15 protein-coding genes are annotated in these 17,112 nt (G+C 64.0%); 8 read left to right on the top strand and 7 right to left on the bottom strand.

Annotation, left to right across the window (positions count from 1 at the left end; all coding sequences use genetic code 11):
• The first annotated feature begins 10 nt into the window (after positions 1–10).
• A complete protein-coding gene (locus tag HB777_34440) occupies positions 11–1,591 on the top strand; it encodes an iron ABC transporter permease (GenBank protein QND69010.1) in 1,581 nt (526 codons plus the stop codon).
• Positions 1,588–2,670 carry an ABC transporter ATP-binding protein gene (locus HB777_34435; GenBank protein QND68542.1) on the top strand — a complete coding sequence of 361 codons (1,083 nt, stop codon included), beginning with the start codon at positions 1,588–1,590 and terminating at the stop codon, positions 2,668–2,670. Before HB777_34440 ends, HB777_34435 begins: the two co-directional genes overlap by 4 nt.
• Before the next feature lie 44 nt (positions 2,671–2,714).
• On the opposite strand, the gene HB777_34430 is transcribed toward HB777_34435, so the two are convergent.
• From HB777_34430 to HB777_34410, 5 genes are all read right to left on the bottom strand, one after another.
• Positions 2,715–3,524 (bottom strand): phosphodiesterase, encoded by an 810-nt coding sequence (locus HB777_34430; protein ID QND68541.1) that lies wholly within the window; start codon positions 3,522–3,524, stop codon positions 2,715–2,717.
• A 64-nt stretch (positions 3,525–3,588) separates the two neighbouring features.
• A complete protein-coding gene (gene ugpC, locus HB777_34425) occupies positions 3,589–4,689 on the bottom strand; it encodes a sn-glycerol-3-phosphate ABC transporter ATP-binding protein UgpC (protein QND68540.1) in 1,101 nt (366 codons plus the stop codon).
• Between the two features lie 13 nt (positions 4,690–4,702).
• Positions 4,703–5,617, bottom strand: coding sequence for an ABC transporter permease subunit (locus HB777_34420; protein ID QND68539.1), 915 nt, complete (start codon positions 5,615–5,617; stop codon positions 4,703–4,705).
• Between the two features lie 7 nt (positions 5,618–5,624).
• Positions 5,625–6,509 (bottom strand): sugar ABC transporter permease, encoded by an 885-nt coding sequence (locus HB777_34415; GenBank protein QND68538.1) that lies wholly within the window; start codon positions 6,507–6,509, stop codon positions 5,625–5,627.
• 109 nt (positions 6,510–6,618) lie between these two features.
• A complete protein-coding gene (locus HB777_34410; GenBank protein QND68537.1) occupies positions 6,619–7,971 on the bottom strand; it encodes an extracellular solute-binding protein in 1,353 nt (450 codons plus the stop codon).
• Positions 7,972–8,214: 243 nt separating this feature from the next.
• Between HB777_34410 and HB777_34405 the strand changes: the two genes are divergently transcribed.
• Complete coding sequence (locus HB777_34405; GenBank protein QND68536.1) at positions 8,215–9,255, top strand: endonuclease; 1,041 nt, start codon at positions 8,215–8,217, stop codon at positions 9,253–9,255.
• A gap of 118 nt (positions 9,256–9,373) precedes the next feature.
• Entirely contained in the window at positions 9,374–11,812 is a 2,439-nt protein-coding gene (locus HB777_34400; protein ID QND68535.1) for an EAL domain-containing protein, read from the top strand.
• Positions 11,813–11,893: 81 nt separating this feature from the next.
• Here the strand turns inward: HB777_34400 and HB777_34395 are convergent, their stop codons facing one another.
• Positions 11,894–12,583, bottom strand: coding sequence for a TlpA family protein disulfide reductase (locus HB777_34395; protein QND68534.1), 690 nt, complete (start codon positions 12,581–12,583; stop codon positions 11,894–11,896).
• A 35-nt stretch (positions 12,584–12,618) separates the two neighbouring features.
• Between HB777_34395 and argH the strand changes: the two genes are divergently transcribed.
• From argH to lysA, 3 genes are all read left to right on the top strand, one after another.
• A complete protein-coding gene (gene argH, locus HB777_34390; protein ID QND68533.1) occupies positions 12,619–14,019 on the top strand; it encodes an argininosuccinate lyase in 1,401 nt (466 codons plus the stop codon).
• 120 nt (positions 14,020–14,139) lie between these two features.
• Complete coding sequence (locus HB777_34385) at positions 14,140–14,346, top strand: lipoprotein (GenBank protein QND68532.1); 207 nt, start codon at positions 14,140–14,142, stop codon at positions 14,344–14,346.
• Between the two features lie 66 nt (positions 14,347–14,412).
• Positions 14,413–15,681: a diaminopimelate decarboxylase gene (gene lysA, locus HB777_34380; protein QND68531.1), complete on the top strand. Its 1,269-nt coding sequence runs from the start codon at positions 14,413–14,415 to the stop codon at positions 15,679–15,681.
• A gap of 34 nt (positions 15,682–15,715) precedes the next feature.
• Here the strand turns inward: lysA and HB777_34375 are convergent, their stop codons facing one another.
• On the bottom strand, positions 15,716–16,018 hold the full coding sequence (locus HB777_34375; protein QND68530.1) for a winged helix-turn-helix transcriptional regulator: 303 nt from the start codon (positions 16,016–16,018) through the stop codon (positions 15,716–15,718).
• 50 nt (positions 16,019–16,068) lie between these two features.
• Here HB777_34375 and HB777_34370 point away from each other — a divergent pair, with 50 nt between their 5' ends.
• Positions 16,069–17,010 (top strand): threonine/serine dehydratase, encoded by a 942-nt coding sequence (locus HB777_34370; protein QND68529.1) that lies wholly within the window; start codon positions 16,069–16,071, stop codon positions 17,008–17,010.
• Positions 17,011–17,112 lie beyond the last annotated feature (102 nt).

Below are 17,112 nucleotides of genomic sequence, written 5' to 3'. Positions count from 1 at the left end.
GTCTGACTTGATGCAGTCTGCGGTCGATCTCGCGCGCTCGGGTCTGCCTTCGGGCACAGGCCGAAGGGCTCGGCGACGCGCACCGCTTTGGCTGGTCATCGCCGCCATCTTCGTTGCGCTGCTGGCGCTGGTGCCGCTTGCCTTCATCATCTGGATCGCGGTGCTGACCGGTTGGGAAACCGTCTCGGCGCTGGTCTTCCGGCCGCGTGTCGGCGAGCTTCTGGTCAACACCGTCCTGCTGGTCGCGCTCTCCGTGCCGATCACCATCGTGCTGTCGGTTGCGCTGGCCTGGCTGACCGAGCGCAGCGACCTGCCGGGCGCCCGGCTCTGGGCCTGGCTGTGCGTGGCGCCGCTCGCCATCCCGGCTTTCGTGCACAGCTATGCCTGGATCACCATGGTGCCCGGCCTGCACGGCCTGTGGGCCGGCGTGCTGGTTTCGGTGATCGCCTATTTCCCGTTCCTGTATCTGCCGGTGTCGGCAGCGTTGCGCCGCCTCGATCCCGCCCTTGAGGACGCCGCCGCAGCACTCGGCCTTGGACCCTGGCGCGTGTTCTGGCGGGTCGTGCTGCCGCAGTTGCGGCTCGCCATCTGCGGCGGCTCGCTGCTGGTCGGCCTGCACCTGCTGGCCGAGTACGGCCTCTATGTCTTCATCCGCTTCGACACTTTCACCACGGCGATCGTCGACCAGTTCCAGTCGACCTTCAACGGACCGGCCGCCAACATGCTGGCCGGTGTGCTGGTGAGCTGCTGCTTCGTGCTGCTCGGCCTCGAAGTCCTGGTGCGCGGTGAGGAGCGCTATGCCCGTGTCGGCTCAGGTGCGGCGCGCTATCAGCAGCGTACGAGCCTCGGACGCGCCACCATCCCAAGCCTGCTCCTGCTTGTCGTCACCACGCTTTTGGCGCTCGGCGTGCCGTTCGTCACCATTGGCGGCTGGCTTGCCGCCGGCGGCGCCGCTGTCTGGCGCTTCGACGAGATCGGCCTGGCGCTTGGCCAGACGCTGTTCCTAGCGCTCGCCGGCGCCTTGCTCGCTACGGTCGCCGCCATGCCGATGGCCTGGATCTCGATCCGCGCGCCGGGGCCATTGCAGCGTCTGCTGGAGGGCTGCAACTACATTGTCGGCTCGTTGCCGGGGGTCGTCATTGCGCTGGCGCTGGTCACCATCACCGTGCGCATCGCGCTGCCGCTCTACCAGACCCTGTTCACCATCCTGGTTGCCTATGCGCTGATGTTCCTGCCGCGCGCGCTGGTCAGCCTGCGGGCATCGATCGCGCAGGCGCCGGTCGAACTCGAACGCGCCGCTTCCAGCCTCGGCCGGCCGCCGCTGCTGGCGCTGTGGTCGACGACGATCCGCCTGTCGGCGCCAGGCGCCGCGGCCGGCATGGCGCTGGTGGCGCTCGGCATCATGAACGAACTGACCGCGACCCAGATGCTGGCGCCGAACGGCACCCGCACGCTGGCGATGGCGTTCTGGTCCTATAGCGGCGAGATTGATTATGCCTCGGCGGCACCTTACGCCTTCATCATGGTGGCGATGTCGCTTCCCTTGACCTGGCTGCTCTATGTCCAGTCGAAACGGATGGCCGGACGATGAGCTTTCTTGAAATCAGCGGCCTGCACAAGCATTACGGCCCGGTGGCCGCCCTTGCCGGCGTCGACCTGAACATCAGCAGCGGCAGCCGCACGGCGATCGTCGGTCCGTCCGGCTGCGGCAAGACGACCTTGCTGCGGCTGATCGCCGGCTTCGAGGCCCCGGACAAGGGCCGCATCACGCTTGACGGCGAGGTGCTGGCCAATGGCGGCGCGGCGGTGCCGGCGCATCGCCGCGGCATCGGCGTGGTGGCGCAGGATGGCGCGCTGTTCCCGCATCTGACCATTGCCGACAATATCGGTTTCGGCATGGGACGCGGCGAGGAGAAGCGTACCGAGCGCATCGTCGAGCTCGCCTATATCGTCGGGCTCGACAAGGCGATCCTCAAACGCCGCCCGCACGAGCTCTCCGGCGGCCAGCAGCAGCGTGTGGCGCTGGCCCGCGCCATGGCGATGAAGCCCAGGCTGATGCTTCTCGACGAGCCCTTCTCGGCCCTCGATACCGGCCTTCGCGCCTCGATGCGCAAGGCGGTGGCCGAGCTTCTGGAAGCCGCCGGCATCACCACCATCCTGGTGACGCACGACCAGGCCGAGGCGCTGTCCTTCGCCAGCCAGGTCGCGGTGATGCGCGACGGCAAGTTCTCGCAGGTCGGTACGCCGCGCGACCTCTATCTCAAGCCGAAGGACAGGATGATCGCCGAGTTCCTCGGCGACGCCATCATCCTGCCGGCAAAGATATCGGGCGGCTTCGCCAACTCGCCGCTTGGCCGCATCGCCGTCGACACCAATGAAAGCCGCGACATCGCCCGCATCATGCTGCGGCCGGAGCAGATCGCGCTGAAGAGAACGTCACGCGAGGGCATGTCGGGCACCTCGGACATGCTGTTCGGCGAAGTGACGGAATCGGAATTCGCCGGCTCGATGTGCACCATCGCGGTGCGGCTCTTGAACAATGCCGATCCGCCCGATGCGGCCGCCATCGGCAACACACCGCTGGTCCTGCGCAAACCGGGCATGGACGCGCCGGCGGTCGGCGAGATCGTCCGCCTGACCGTATCGGGAAAGGCGCATGTCTTCGCCTGATTGATCGAAGCGCCGCCACACCGCGCCTCAACGCGATGGTCGGCTCACGCCGTGATGCGTTCGCCGGTTTCACCGGAATAGGTCGGCCATCGTTCGAGAAAATCGCAACCGTGCACGACCACCTGCTCGTTGGCGCTGTCGATGAGGACGACCGCGTAGGAAGGTGGCGCCTGCTCGACGATCTCGCTCGATCTGTCGAGCGCAAGCTCAAACCTGGCATGCAGGCCGCGCTGCGCCGAGAACGGAATGCCGGCGACGGTGCCGGCAATGTCGCGATGGACGTGACCGAAGAAGATGTGGCGGACATTGCCATGGCGCCGTAACAAGCCCAGCAGCCGTTCGGGCTGCTCGAGGGCCAGCGGATCGAGCTGCGGCAGGCCGAGCGCGACCGGCGGATGATGCATGAAGACATAGGCAGGCTTGCCGGCCGCTTCCTCGAGCCGGGCTTCGAGCCAGGCAAGCCGCCTGTCGCACAATTCGCCTTCGATGCGTCCTTCCGCCAGGCAGTCGAGAAACAGCAGCACCTCGTCGGCCGTTCGATGGGCAGACTGCACGAAGCCGTTCTCATCGACCGGAATCTCGGGAAAGGCTGCGACCAGATTGGCCCGCCGGTCGTGATTGCCCGCCAGCAGCCGCCAGGGCACCGACAGCGCGCTCAGGGCTGTCCTGAGATCGGCGTAGCTTTCGGGCGCACCGGTCTCGGTCAGGTCGCCGGTGAAGACGCAAAGCGCGGCATCGGCGTGATGCGCATTGATGTGCGCGATGCATGAAGCCAGCCGCTGATGCAGGTCGGCGCCATAACGGCGCTCACCTTGCCGGCCAAGATGGACATCGGTGACCTGGATAATTTTCATTGCATGCTTCTTGGATTTGACGGCGGCGCCTGCCCGTCATCGGCGACAATGGCTGGTTCAGAAATCAGAGTGCCGGTTCCGGCACCGAAGCCTTGAAGACCTCGAGACGCGTTCCCGTATCCGACGAGAAGAAATGCAGATCATCGGGCGAAAACCGCAGGCCCACCGCGCTGCCCGGTTCGGGGTGGACGGCCTCCGAGGTCATCACGGAAAACGGCGCGCCGTCGAGATCGACATAGATGACGCGACCCGCGCCCAGTTCCTCGACCAGGTCGACGGTCGCGTTGAGCGCGCCCGCGGTGCCCGGCGCCACCAACCGCACGGCTTCCGGCCGAATGCCCATCGCTACCTTCGTGCCGACCGGCAGCCCCGCGCGGGCCATGGCCAGGCGCCTGCCGCCGCCGAGCAGCGACAGCCCGTCGAGCTCAACCGTGCCTTCGAGGATGTTCATGGCCGGCGCGCCGACGAAGGTGGCGACGAAACGGCTGGCCGGACGGCTGTAGATCTGGGCTGGCGTGCCGACCTGCTCGACGCGTCCGCCATTCATCACCACCAGCCGGTCGGCCAGCGTCATCGCCTCGACCTGGTCATGGGTGACGAAGACCGAGGTGGCGTTCAGCCGGCGATGCAGCTTGCGGATTTCCGAGCGCATCTGGACGCGCAGCTTGGCGTCGAGGTTGGACAGCGGCTCGTCGAACAGGAACACTTTCGGTTCGCGGATCATCGCCCGGCCCATGGCGACGCGCTGCCTCTGGCCGCCGGAAAGCGCCATCGGCTTGCGGTCGAGCAGGTGATCGAGCTCAAGCGTGCGGGCGACCGCCTGGATGCGCTGCGTGCGTTCAGCCGAGGGAACACCGGCGACCTTGAGCGAATAGCCGATATTCTGCGCAACGCTCATATGCGGATAGAGCGCGTAGTTCTGGAACACCATGGCGCAGCCGCGCTCACGCGGTTCCAGTTTGTTGACGACGGTGCCATCGATGGCGATCGTGCCGCCGGAAATGTCTTCCAGCCCGGCGATCATGCGCAGCAGCGTGGACTTGCCGCAGCCGGACGGTCCCAGGATGACGACGAACTCGCCCGAGGCGAAGTCGAGGTCGACACCGTGCACGACCTGCGTCTTGGCGTAGTTCTTCTTGACGCCGCGAATGGTGATGGAGGCCATTTTTTGTCTCCTGTTATTTTTCGGTGGCGATCAGGCCGCGCACGAACCAGCGCTGCATGAGCACCACGACAATCAGCGGCGGCAGCATGACGATAAGCGTTCCGGCCATGGCGATGTTCCATTCTGGAATGCCGCCGACATTGGGGATGAGCTGCTTGAGTTCGGTCACCGCTGTCGCATGCGACTGATCGGTGGTGATGAGCAGCGGCCACAGATACTGGTTCCACGCCCACAGGAACATGATGGTCCCAAGCGCGGCCATGTTGTTGCGCGACAGTGGCAGCAGAATATCGATGAAGAAGCGCAGGGCGCCGGCGCCGTCCATGCGCGCGGCCTCGGTCAGTTCATCCGGCACGGTGAGGAAGAACTGCCTGTAGAGGAAGGTACCAGTGGCGGTCGCGATCAGCGGCAGGATCAGCCCGGAATAGGAATTGAGCAGCCCGAGGCTGAGCGAAACCTGGACGCCCGAGACTTTTTCGATGAGCCAGCTCAGGCCGGTCACGTCGAGGATGGCCTGATAGGGCGACAGCACGTTGGCGACGACCGCGTAGGTCGGCACGATGCGCACTTCCAGCGGCAGCATCAACGTGACGAAGATCAGCCAGAAGATGAAGGTGCGGCCGGGGTAGCGGAAATAGACGATCGAGAAGGCGGTAAGCGCCGAGATGATCACTTTGCCCGCCGCGACACCGGCGGCCATGATGAAACTGTTCAGAAGTTTGGGGCCGAGATCGGCCGTCGTCCATGCCGTCTTGATGTTGAGCCAGAAGTCACTGCCCGGCAGCAGCGACATCGGCACATCGTTGACATCTTTGAGATTGTGCGACGCGGCGATGGCGACGACCACGAACGGCGCGATGCAAAGCACGAAGCCGACGAACAGGATCACATGCGTGAAGAAATTGAGGAACGGGGTGCGCTCTACCATATCGGCCTCACCTGTAGTGCACACGCCGCTCGATGAAGCGGAACTGGAAGATGGTCAGCACGACGATGAGCACCATCAGGATGATGCTCTGTGCGGCAGCACCCGAATAGTCCAAACCTTTGAAGCCGTCGGAATAGATCTTGTAGACCATCAGATTGGTGGCGTTCGCCGGTCCGCCCGAGGTCATGATATCGACGATGCCGAAGGAATCCTGGAAGCTCTCGGTGATGTTGATGACCAGCAGGAAGAAGATCGTCGGCGTGATCAGCGGGAACTGGATGTCCCAGAAGCGTCTGAGGACACCTGAGCCGTCCATCGCCGCCGCCTCGATCAGCGAACGCGGGATGGCCTGGAACGCGGCGAGGAAGAAGATGAAGTTATAGCCGACATATTTCCAGGAAAAGGCGATGATGATCGAGGCCATGGCGTCAGTGCCGTCAAGGCCGGGATCCCAGAAGCCGGGCCAAACCTGGTTGACGACGGCCATGAAGCCGGCTTCCGGCGCCAGGATGAAGCGGAACGCCATGGCCAGCGCCGGCGCCGCGATGCCGTAGGGCCAGATCAGCACCACGCGGTAGAAGCGCGACCCGGTAAGCTGGCGATCGGTCAAGGCGGCCAGCACGAGGCCGACGAACATCGCAAGCCCGGTGCTGATGCCGGCAAAGACAAGGCTGGCGGTGATCGAGTTCCAGTAGTCGGCATTGGCCAGGATCGAGCGGAAATTGTCGAGCCCGACCCAGATGTTGCCGCCGCCCCAGGGCTGCTGCAGCGTCAGCGACCAGTACACGGCCTGACCGGCGGGCCAGTAGAAGAACGTGAAGATCAAGAGAAGCTGCGGCACCGCGAAAAGGATGCCGATCGTCCAGCTGCTGAAAGTGACGCGTTTTTCCATCGGTCCGCCGATGCCGCTGAACGGCCAGTCACGTTTGCATTAAATACGCGAAAAGGATGCCCGTCGACTCGGAGCGTGAGAGTCGACGGGCAGCCTGAATTTCCAGTGCTCAGGGCAGGGTCTTGCCCGGATAGGTCTGCTGGAAGCGGTCGAGGATGGCGTCGCCATTCTTGACCAGCGTGTCGAGGCCTTCCTGGACGCTGACCTTGTTGGCGAAGATCGCCTGCATCTGCGTGCCGAATTCGGCGCGGATCTGGGTAAAATTGCCCAGCCGGATGCCACGGGTGATTTCGGTCGGCTCCGAGGCGGTCAGGCTGGCGATGGCGGTTTCACGGCCCTTGAAGGGCGCCTTGTCATAGAAGCCGGTGGACTTCATGTAGTCGAAGCCCGACTTGGTCACCGGGATGTAGCCGGTGTTGGTCGACCAGAACAATGCGGTCTTGGGGTCGTGGATGAAGTTGAGGAACGCGGCCGCGCCCTTGTATTCCGCATCCGACTTGCCCGAGAGAACCCATAGCGAAGCGCCGCCGACGAGCGAATTCTTGCGCTCGGTGCCGGCATAGACCGGCAGTTCGGCGACATCCCAGTTCATGCCTTCCTTCTGCGTCTTGCCGACGGTGCCGTGATCGCCGACCGAGGTCATGATGACCTGGCAGGTGCCGGACGCGAAAGCCTGGACCATGTCCTGGCCGAGGTCCTTGGACTTGATCTTGATCAGGCCGGCGTCATACCACTTCTTCAGATCGGTGACGTATTGAACGAACTTGGTCTTGTTGACTTCCAGACGCGCGTCGAGGCCGTCATAGCCGTTGTTCTTGGTGGCGATCGGCTGGTTGTGGAGGGCCGAGAACTGCTCCATCAGCTGCCAGCTTTCATTGGCCGAGATGTTGATCGCCATCGGACATTCGTAACCAGCGTCCTTCATCGCCTGGAGGTCGGCGCCGACATCTTCCCAGGTCTTCGGCGCTTCGGTCTTGCCGATCTTGGCGAAGGCATCCTTGTTCCAGTACATCAGCGCCGTCGAGGAATTGAACGGGAAGGACAGCATCTCGCCCTTCGAGGTCGCATAGTAGCGCGCGATGCCGGGGAAATAGTCGGCGTAGTCGATCTTGTAGCCGTTCTCTTCCATCAGTTTGTCGGCAGGCTTGTAGGCGCCCGACAGCATCATGGTGGCGGTGCCGACATCGTAGACCTGGACGACGGCGGGCTGCTTGCCGGCGCGGAAGGCGGCGATCGTGTTCTGCAGCGTGGCGTCGTAATTGCCCTGGCTGGTGCAGACGACTTCATAGTCGGTCTGCGAGGCGTTGAAGTTCTTGCACAGCGTATCGACGACGCGGGCCAGGTCGCCCGAAAGGCCGAACCAGAAATCGAATTTTACCGGCTCTGCGACGGCAGGCATGGCAAGTGCTGCGCTGAGCGCGCCAGCGGCAAGGGCTGTGAGGCCCCGCTTGATGATGGTCATGGTTTCTTCCCTCTTGGGTGGCGGTTGACAAGGGTCTTGCGCAAGTCCTTGCCCGCTCTCTTAGAGAAGGTATGTGACAGTTCTGTTGTGGCCTACAGCCCTGTGGACAGCCCGTCTCTCCTCCCTCCGGCGGTTGCGCCGGCATGAAAATGTCATGCCGGCGCCCTAGGTAGCTAGAGCGACTGCCGAAGACGTAAAGACCTGAAGAGCAGTCCTGATTATCCGGCTAAGGGGATGGATGAAATGCTGGTGCCACAGCTGACGCATGTTCCACTCGCTGAGCGCCACGCCATGCGCGACGGGCCGCGCGACAGCGCCACCCATCTGCGCCTGGCAGCCGCCACGCCCGCACTTGGCCAGATCGAAATCGGCGGCAAGGCCTCACGCGAAAGCGCCGGCGAAACGCTCACCGTCGTGGCCTGGAACGTCGAACGGCTGCGCCATGGCGATGCCATCGCGGCCACGCTTGCCGGCCAGTCACCGGATGTCGTGCTGTTGTCTGAGGTCGACGAAGGCATGGCGCGCTCAGGCAACGGCCATCCTTTGCGCGCTCTTGCCGACCGGCTCGGCCATGCCTTCGCCTATGGCGTCGAATTCGTCGAACTCGGCGGCGGCAACGAGACTGAGCAGGCCGCAACCGGCGCGGTCCAGAATACAGAAGGCTTCCACGGCAATGCCGTGACCAGCGCCGTCCCGCTGCTTCGCCCTTTCCTGGTGCGCCTCGACGCGGCTGGCGGCTGGTTCCGGCCGGAGCGAGGCCAGCCGCGCATCGGCGGACGCATGGCCATCGGTGGCCAGGTGCGGATCGGCGACCGCAGGGTGACGGTGGTCTCGGTGCATCTCGAAAACCGCACCGATCCCGCCGGCCGGGCCATCCAGACCAGCCATCTCCTCGATGCCATCGACAAATACGATTCGCAGGCGCCGGTCCTGCTTGGCGGCGACTTCAACACGCTGACATCAAGCCATGAGGAGCGCAATGACGATCCCGAAGCCTGGGCGGCGCGCATCGCGGCCGAACCCGAGAGGCTGATCGATGTCGAACGCCATGAACCGCTGTTCGCGGTCCTCGCCGGGAGCGGCTACGACTGGAAGGCCGCCAACAAGCTCGACCTGCCCACGCAGCGGCGCGAGGCCGGCGATCCCACCCCGCTCGGCCGCATCGACTGGTTCTTCACGCGCGGCCTCAACGCAACGGCTCCTGCCGTTCTTCCGGCTGTGCTGGCGGACGGCAGCCCGAGCTCCGATCACGAGGCACTTGTCGTGACGGTCCGCATCGCCTGACGAGCACTCTCCTCCGGAAAACACGCCAGGGTTGCAAGTGACTTAATCGATCCTTCAACGGCAAAGCGCTACTCAATCCTGCTGCCTTGTTTGTTTTCGATAGATCAGGTGAAATAAGATGCTGACGGTCTACAATTGTATCGTCAACGAACATGATCTGAGACTGGTCGCACTCGCCGCGCTGATCTGCGGAATTTCCTGTTTCTCTGCTGTCAACCTGCTTCACCACATCAGCCGCTCCGCAGATCGGAACCGGCTTGCCTGGTTGATGATTGCGGCAACGTCGACCGGCTTCGGCATCTGGGCAACGCATTTCATCGCCATGCTCGCATTCACGCCGGGAATACCCAGTGCCTACGATCCGGCGCTTTCCGTGCTGTCGCTCGCTGCTTCGGTCGCGCTGACGGCGGCCGGCATGTGGATCGCCACCTTGCGGGACGAGTTCGATTATCATCTGGTTGGCGGCGCCGTCCTGGGCGGTGGTATTGGAGCCATGCACTACATCGGCATGGCGGCATTCGAAGTCCAGGGCCGGATCGAATGGAACTTGTTGCTTGTCGCCGTTTCCCTGCTGGCCGGCGTAACGCTTGCGGCGCTGGCGCTGCGTGTCGTGCTGCGCCGCCCCTCCCTGAAGGCGACATCCGTCGGCGCGGTGCTGCTGACGCTGGCGATCTGCACCTTGCATTTCATCGGCATGGGTGCCGTCTCGATCTTTCCCGATTCCTCGATCGTCATATCCGAATACACGATCGAGCCGACCTCGCAGGCTTTCGCGGCCGCGGCCGCCACGCTGGTGATCCTGGTGCTGTCGGCGTCGGCGCTGTGGATCGATTTGCGCTTCCGTCGCCAGAAGCTCGAGGTCGACCGTATGCACGGCCTGGCCAATGCCGCCGTGGAAGGCCTGATCGTCTGCGACGGCAACCGCATCATCAGCGCCAATGACAGCATTGCGAGGCTGACAGGCATGGCAACCGCGACGCTGAACGGAATGCAGCTTGGCGATCTCTTCGGGTCCGATATGTCCGGCTTCGGCGAACAGCCGCAGGAGGTCGAACTGAGGGGCCGCGATGGCACAAGCATTCCTGTCGAGCTGATCGCCAGGAGCATCGACTACTGTGGCAAGCCTCACAACGTGGTTGCAGTCCGCGACATTCGCGAGCGCAAGAAGGCAGAACAGGAGATCCTGCGCCTTGCCCATTTCGATCCATTGACCGGACTGGCCAATCGCCGCAGCTTTTCCGGCCGGCTGGAGACGGAAATTGCTGCAATGGGCCGGGCCAGGAAAGGCGGCCACCTTGCGCTTCTGCTGCTCGATCTCGACCGGTTCAAGGAGGTCAACGACCTCTACGGGCATGGCGCCGGCGACGCCATGCTGCAGAAGGTTGCGCATTGCGTGACCGGCATCCTTCGTCAAGGACAGATGGTGGCGCGGCTGGGCGGCGACGAATTCGCCATCATCGCCCCGAACCTGACCGACCCGTTGGAGGCCGGCCGTATCGCCAACGCCGTGCTGACCGTCATGCGCGAGGAAAACCGGCTCTCGGTCGGCGGCGGCCTTGTGTCGGCCAGTATCGGCATTGCGCTTTATCCATCGGATGCCGAAAACCAGACCAGCCTGATAAGCCACGCCGATACGGCACTCTACCGGGCCAAGACCGAAGGCAAGGACACCTACCGCTATTTCGAGGCCTCGATGGGGGCCGAGGCCCGCGACAAGCGCGTGATGGAGCACGAACTGCGCCAGGCGGTCGCGCGCCAGGAGTTCTACCTCGTCTACCAGCCGCAAAAGGAGATCAGCAGCGGCAAGATGATCGGCTTCGAAGCCCTGATCCGTTGGCGCCATCCGACGCGCGGCGACGTGTCCCCGAGCATCTTCATCCCGGTGGCCGAAGACAGTGGAGCCATTGGCCAGATTGGCGATTGGGTGCTGACCGCGGCCTGCGAGGAAGCCGCCCGCTGGGAAAATCCGCTGACGGTGGCCGTCAACGTTTCGGCGGTGCAGCTTCACAATCCGCATTTCAGCCGCAAGGTCCACGAAACATTGCTGAATTCCGGCCTGGCGCCCGGCAGGCTTGAACTTGAGATCACCGAGACGGCGCTTGTGAAGGACATGCCGCGCGCGCTGGCCACCTTGCGGCAGGTCAAGGCGCTGGGCGTGCGCGTGGCCATGGACGATTTCGGAACCGGCTATTCCTCGCTCTCCAACCTGCGCGCCTTCCCCTTCGACAAGATCAAGATCGACGGATCCTTCATCAAGTCCGTCGACAAGAACGGCCAGGTCGCGGCGATCGTGCGCGCGGTTCTCGGACTTGGACGCGGCCTCGGCCTGCCGGTTCTGGCGGAGGGTGTCGAGACGCTCGGCGAACTGAAATTCCTGGACGCCGAAGCCTGCGAGATCGGCCAGGGCTACTATATCGGCAGGCCCGGCCTCATCGAGGAATTCTGCGACCTGACCGGTGTCGACGCACCCACCGTCAGCAACAAGACCGCCAGCCTGCGCGACAGAAGCGTTCTGGCCTTCGCACCCGCGCCAGCACTCGGTCTGAACAGGGCCTAAAAGCAATTCCAGGAAAAATGTGTAACGGTTTTCCCGGGAAAAGCGCATGGCGCTTTCCCTTGGGAATTGCGTCAAACCGCCCTAGAGGCTGTCGGGCTTGAGCGCGGTCTCAACCAGCCGCCTGGCGTCCGGCCCCGACCATTCGGCCGGGCCGTTCATATGGGCGATCAGGCAGCCTTCGCCGTCGATCAGCATGGTGACCGGAAGGCCGAGCGCCAGGCCGCGCGTCTTGAGGTCGTTGAACAGCGCCATCGTCGAATCCCTGTAGTAGCCGAGCGTCGCGACGCCGGTATCGCTGAGAAACTTCTTCGGCTTCACATCGTCGCCGGCATCGACATTGACGGCGACCACCTGAAAGGCGTCGCTGCCTTTTTCTTTCTGCAGTGCATCGAGCGCCGGCATTTCGGCTCGGCACGGCGCGCACCATGTCGCCCACAAATTGAGCAGCACCGTCTTGCCGGCATGATCGGCAAGCGTCATCGGCTTGCCGTCCGGGCCATTGAAGGCAAGGCTCTTCAAGGATTGTGGCGGATCGGCCGGCAAAAGTGCCGCGACCTCCCCGGTGGCCGACGCCGCGACCTTCTTGGCGCGGTCGCTCTTGGCCGCGCAGGCGACGTCGTCCTTGCTCTCGCCGACGGCCGCTTGTGCCGGTGCATTGTTGCCAGACCGGCTCTCGCTGACATATACCGCGACCGCGCCGGCCAGCGCGCCCGCCACCAGGGCGGCGAGGATCAGGCGCGGGGCCGGGAAGAATCTATTACCGTCTGCCATTTTCTCAAAACTGCTCCGAAGCACGGGTTATAGCCATGAGCGACAAGAAAACCAGCAACCAGATGTGGGGCGGACGTTTTGCCTCGGGTCCGGCCGCGATCATGGAAGCGATCAACGCGTCGATCTCGTTCGACCGCAAACTCTATGCGCAGGACATCAAAGGCTCGATCGCCCATAGCGAGATGCTGGCGCAAACGGGCATTATTTCGGCAGCCGATCAAGAAAAAATCGCTCACGGGCTGAACACGATCCTGAAAGAGATCGAGGCCGGCAGCTTCGAGTTCTCGACCCGGCTCGAAGACATCCACATGAATATAGAGGCGCGCCTTGCCGACCTGATCGGCCCGGCCGCCGGCCGGCTGCACACCGCCCGCTCGCGCAACGACCAGGTGGCTGTCGACCTGAGGTTGTGGGTCAAGGACGAGTGCTTCCGCGTCGCCGAGGCGCTGAAAGGGCTTATCAAGGCGCTGCTGGAGCGGGCCGAGGAGCATGCGGCTACCGTGATGCCGGGCTTCACCCATATGCAGGCCGCACAACCGGTGACCTTCGGCCATCACTGCATGGCCTATGTCGAGATGTTTTCGCGTGACCTGTCGCGTGTGCGCGATGCGATCGAACGGATGGATGAGAGCCCGCTCGGTGCCGCGGCGCTCGCCGGCACCAGCTTCCCGATCGACCGTCACCAGACCGCCAAGGCGCTCGGCTTCCGCGAACCGACGCGCAATTCGCTCGACAGCGTTTCGGATCGCGATTTCGCGCTCGAGTTCCTCGCTCTTGCCGCGATCTGCGCTACGCATCTGTCGCGGCTGGCCGAAGAGATCATCATCTGGTCGACGCCGCAATTCGGCTTCGTCAGGCTCTCGGACTCGTTTTCCACCGGCTCCTCGATCATGCCGCAAAAGAAAAATCCCGATGCCGCCGAACTGGTGCGCGGCAAGACCGGCCGCGTCACCGGCCATCTTGTCGGTCTGCTGACGGTGATGAAAGGCATGCCTTTGACCTATGGCAAGGACATGCAGGAAGACAAGGAATCGGTGTTCGATACCGCCGAGACGCTCGACCTGATGCTGGCGGCGATGACCGGCATGGTCTCGGACATGACGGTCAACGCAGCCGCGATGAAGAAGGCCGCCGGCTCCGGCCACGCGACCGCGACCGACCTCGCCGACTGGCTGGTGCGCACGCTCGGCCTGCCGTTCCGCGAAGCACATCATGTCACCGGCCGGGCGGTGGCGCTGGCCGAAGACAGGAAGGTGGGGCTGGAGAAGCTTTCGCTGGAGGATTTGCAGTCGATCAACCCAGGCATCACGGCGGACATATTTTCGGTGCTGGCGGTGCAGAACTCGGTCAAGAGCCGCACCAGTTTCGGCGGCACCGCGCCGTCGGAAGTGCGCAAGCAGATCCGCGGCTGGAAAAAGCGACTGGCGAAAGCGTGACCCCGGATGTTGCGACCAGCAATATCCCGGGGATATTGCGAGCAGCAATATCACGGGGTGCAATGCGCCGAGAACTCGGCTAAAAGCGGCGGCTGACAAACGTTTCGGACGGATGGATCGATGACCGGAAGCAGGATTTTGGTGACGCTGACGCTGCTGGTTGCGGTCGCGGCCGTTTCGGCCTGCGGCAGGAGGGGCGGTCTCGACACGCCCTATGAGGCAGCCGTGCAAGCGCGCAAGGATGCCTCCAAGGCCCACCAGCCTGTGCCGCCGGAGCCGGAAAAACCGGTCGTGGACAAGAAGTTCATCCTCGACCCGCTGATCTAGGGCCTATGACGCCCGGGGCTTTCCAAACCCGGTCTCATCGTGCCCCAACTTTCCGGAACCACTCTCGTGAACCATTTCGACTACCGCGACGGCGTGCTCCATGCCGAGGACGTGGCGATATCAGACATCGCCGCACAGGTCGGCACGCCGTTCTACTGCTATTCGACGGCCACCTTGACCAGACACTACCGGGTTTTTGCGCAGGCCTTTGCCGGGCTCGACGCGCTGGTCTGCTACGCCATGAAGGCCAATTCCAACCAGGCCGTTCTGCGGACGCTGGCGAAGCTCGGCGCCGGCGCCGACGTGGTTTCGGAAGGCGAATTGCGCCGGGCGCTGGCCGCCGGCATTCCGGCCGGCAAGATCCTGTTTTCGGGCGTCGGCAAGACCGCGCGCGAAATGGACTTTGCCCTTGCCGCCGGCATCCTCTGCTTCAACGTCGAGTCCGAGCCAGAACTCGAACTGCTGTCGGCGCGTGCCGCCGCACTCGGCAAGGTGGCGTCGATCTCGCTGCGCATCAATCCCGACGTCGACGCCAGGACACACAAGAAGATCTCCACCGGCAAGGCAGAGAACAAGTTCGGCATTCCGTGGCAGAAGGCGCGTCAGGTCTATGCCCGCGCGGCAAAGCTTCCCGGCATCAAGATCACCGGCATCGACACCCATATCGGCAGCCAGATCACCGAACTGCAGCCTTTCGACGACGCCTTCGCCCTGCTTGTCGATCTGGTCGGCGCGCTGCGTGCCGACGGCCATGCCATCGAGCATGTCGACCTCGGCGGCGGCCTCGGCATCCCCTATCGCGTCGACAACAACCCGCCGCCGTTGCCCGACGCCTACGCCCAGATCGTCAGAAAGCACGTCACCAAGCTCGGCCTGAAGGTGATGTTCGAGCCGGGCCGGCTGATCGTGGGCAATGCCGGCATCCTCGTCTCGGAAGTGATCTTCGTGAAGGAAGGCGACGCCAAGAATTTTCTGGTCGTCGACGCCGCCATGAACGATCTCATCCGGCCGACGCTCTATGATGCTTTCCACGATATCCGTCCGGTCGTGCAGCCACCGGCCGACACACCGCGCATGATGGTCGATGTGGTTGGCCCGGTCTGCGAGACCGGCGATTATATCGGCCTCGATCGCGATCTGCCCAGGCTGAAGGCCGGCGACCTGATTGCCGTCTCCACCGCCGGCGCCTATGGCGCGGTGCAGGCCGGCACCTACAACACCCGCCTGTTGGTGCCGGAGGTGCTGGTCGATGGCGACCGGTTCCACGTCGTGCGTCCGCGCCTGACCTATGACGATCTGATCGGGTTGGATTCCGTGCCCGACTGGCTGGCATAGCAGCTGCCCGGCCTGCATGCCGCGGCCGGCAACGCTACAGCCGGCTCTGGATGAGCGCCCTGACGTCGGCGATCCTGTCCTCGTCGCGGCGGTAGAATGTCCATTGCTTGATGCGCCTGGCGCGCAACAGGCCGGCCTGGATGAGCACGCGCATATGCTCACTGAGCGTGGCTTGCGTGATGCCGAGCTTTTCGGCGATCAGTAGCGCGCAAACGCCGTCCTCGACCAGATCGCCATCCGCCTGGGCAGGGAAATGCGCGCACGGATCCTTCAGCCAGTGGAGTATCTGCAGCCTGCGTTCGTTGGCGATCGCCTTGAAGACATCAACCTCTTGCATTTAGCCATTTTGCCAAGTTACTAATTGCTGTCAATCCCGAGGAGATCACCATGTCGCAGGGCAATACCGTCACACGCGAGCGCATTGCCGCGATGGAACCGCGCATCCGCCCCTATATCAGACACACGCCGGTGCTGCGCGTCGACATGGCCGACTTCGACCACGCGCCGCTGGCCATCGACCTGAAGCTGGAATGCCTGCAGCATTCCGGCTCGTTCAAGGCGCGCGGCGCCTTCACCAATCTGCTGGAGCGGCCGGTCCCCGAGGCCGGCGTTGTCGCCGCATCGGGCGGCAACCATGGCGCGGCCGTCGCCTATGCCGCCATGCGGCTGGGCCACAAGGCGACCATCTTCGTTCCCGAAGTGAGCCCGGCGGCCAAGCTGGAGCGGATCCGCAGCTACGGCGCCGAGTTGATCGTCGGCGGCGCCCGCTATGCCGAGGCGCTGGCCGCCAGCGAACGTTTCGCCGAGGAGACCGGCGCCTTGCAGATCCATGCCTTCAACCAGGAGGAAACGCTGGTCGGCCAGGGCACGCTCGGGCTCGAAATCGAGCGCGATTTGCCTGAGATCGACACGCTGCTGGTCGCCGTCGGCGGCGGCGGCCTGATCGGCGGCATCGCCGCCTGGTTTGCCGGCCGCATCCGCATCATCGCCGTCGAGCCGGAAGGGGCGCCGACGCTTCATCGCGCCTTCGAGGCGGGCCATCCGGTCGACGCGCCCGCCGAGGGCATCGCCGCCGATTCTCTGGCGCCAAAGCGCGTCGGCGAGATGATGTTCCCGATCGCCGAAGCCTTTGTCGAACGCTCGATCCTGGTCAGCGACGACGACATCATCGCCGCGCAGAAGGCGCTGTGGAACCGGGTGCGCATCATCTCCGAACCGGGAGGCGCCGCCGCCTTTGCCGCGATCCTGTCGGGCCATTATGCGCCGGCGCCGGGTGAACGCGTCGCCGTGCTGGTCTGCGGGGCGAATGCCAACCCCGCGCAGTTCTGACGATGACTGGGCCGATACCCCCTCATGTTTTTTGGAACTGCCTCGCCTTTGCCGTGTTTGCTGGTATTCTTTGAGTCGAGAGGTTCGGGCTATCCCGCCCGG

Source organism: Mesorhizobium loti, assembly GCA_014189435.1.
GTDB lineage: Bacteria > Pseudomonadota > Alphaproteobacteria > Rhizobiales > Rhizobiaceae > Mesorhizobium > Mesorhizobium loti_G.
The sequence above is the reverse complement of the archived record's forward strand: the minus strand, read 5'-3'. Positions and strand labels throughout refer to the sequence as shown.

What these genes read in the sequence shown, in the direction of transcription:
- HB777_34440 (QND69010.1), top strand. Translation starts at nt 11, where the DNA reads ATGCAGTCTGCGGTCGATCTCGCGCGCTCGGGTCTGCCTTCGGGCACA.
- HB777_34435 (QND68542.1), top strand. Translation starts at nt 1,588, where the DNA reads ATGAGCTTTCTTGAAATCAGCGGCCTGCACAAGCATTACGGCCCGGTG.
- HB777_34430 (QND68541.1), bottom strand. Translation starts at nt 3,524, where the DNA reads ATGAAAATTATCCAGGTCACCGATGTCCATCTTGGCCGGCAAGGTGAG.
- ugpC (QND68540.1), bottom strand. Translation starts at nt 4,689, where the DNA reads ATGGCCTCCATCACCATTCGCGGCGTCAAGAAGAACTACGCCAAGACG.
- HB777_34420 (QND68539.1), bottom strand. Translation starts at nt 5,617, where the DNA reads ATGGTAGAGCGCACCCCGTTCCTCAATTTCTTCACGCATGTGATCCTG.
- HB777_34415 (QND68538.1), bottom strand. Translation starts at nt 6,509, where the DNA reads ATGGAAAAACGCGTCACTTTCAGCAGCTGGACGATCGGCATCCTTTTC.
- HB777_34410 (QND68537.1), bottom strand. Translation starts at nt 7,971, where the DNA reads ATGACCATCATCAAGCGGGGCCTCACAGCCCTTGCCGCTGGCGCGCTC.
- HB777_34405 (QND68536.1), top strand. Translation starts at nt 8,215, where the DNA reads ATGCTGGTGCCACAGCTGACGCATGTTCCACTCGCTGAGCGCCACGCC.
- HB777_34400 (QND68535.1), top strand. Translation starts at nt 9,374, where the DNA reads ATGCTGACGGTCTACAATTGTATCGTCAACGAACATGATCTGAGACTG.
- HB777_34395 (QND68534.1), bottom strand. Translation starts at nt 12,583, where the DNA reads ATGGCAGACGGTAATAGATTCTTCCCGGCCCCGCGCCTGATCCTCGCC.
- argH (QND68533.1), top strand. Translation starts at nt 12,619, where the DNA reads ATGAGCGACAAGAAAACCAGCAACCAGATGTGGGGCGGACGTTTTGCC.
- HB777_34385 (QND68532.1), top strand. Translation starts at nt 14,140, where the DNA reads ATGACCGGAAGCAGGATTTTGGTGACGCTGACGCTGCTGGTTGCGGTC.
- HB777_34375 (QND68530.1), bottom strand. Translation starts at nt 16,018, where the DNA reads ATGCAAGAGGTTGATGTCTTCAAGGCGATCGCCAACGAACGCAGGCTG.
- HB777_34370 (QND68529.1), top strand. Translation starts at nt 16,069, where the DNA reads ATGTCGCAGGGCAATACCGTCACACGCGAGCGCATTGCCGCGATGGAA.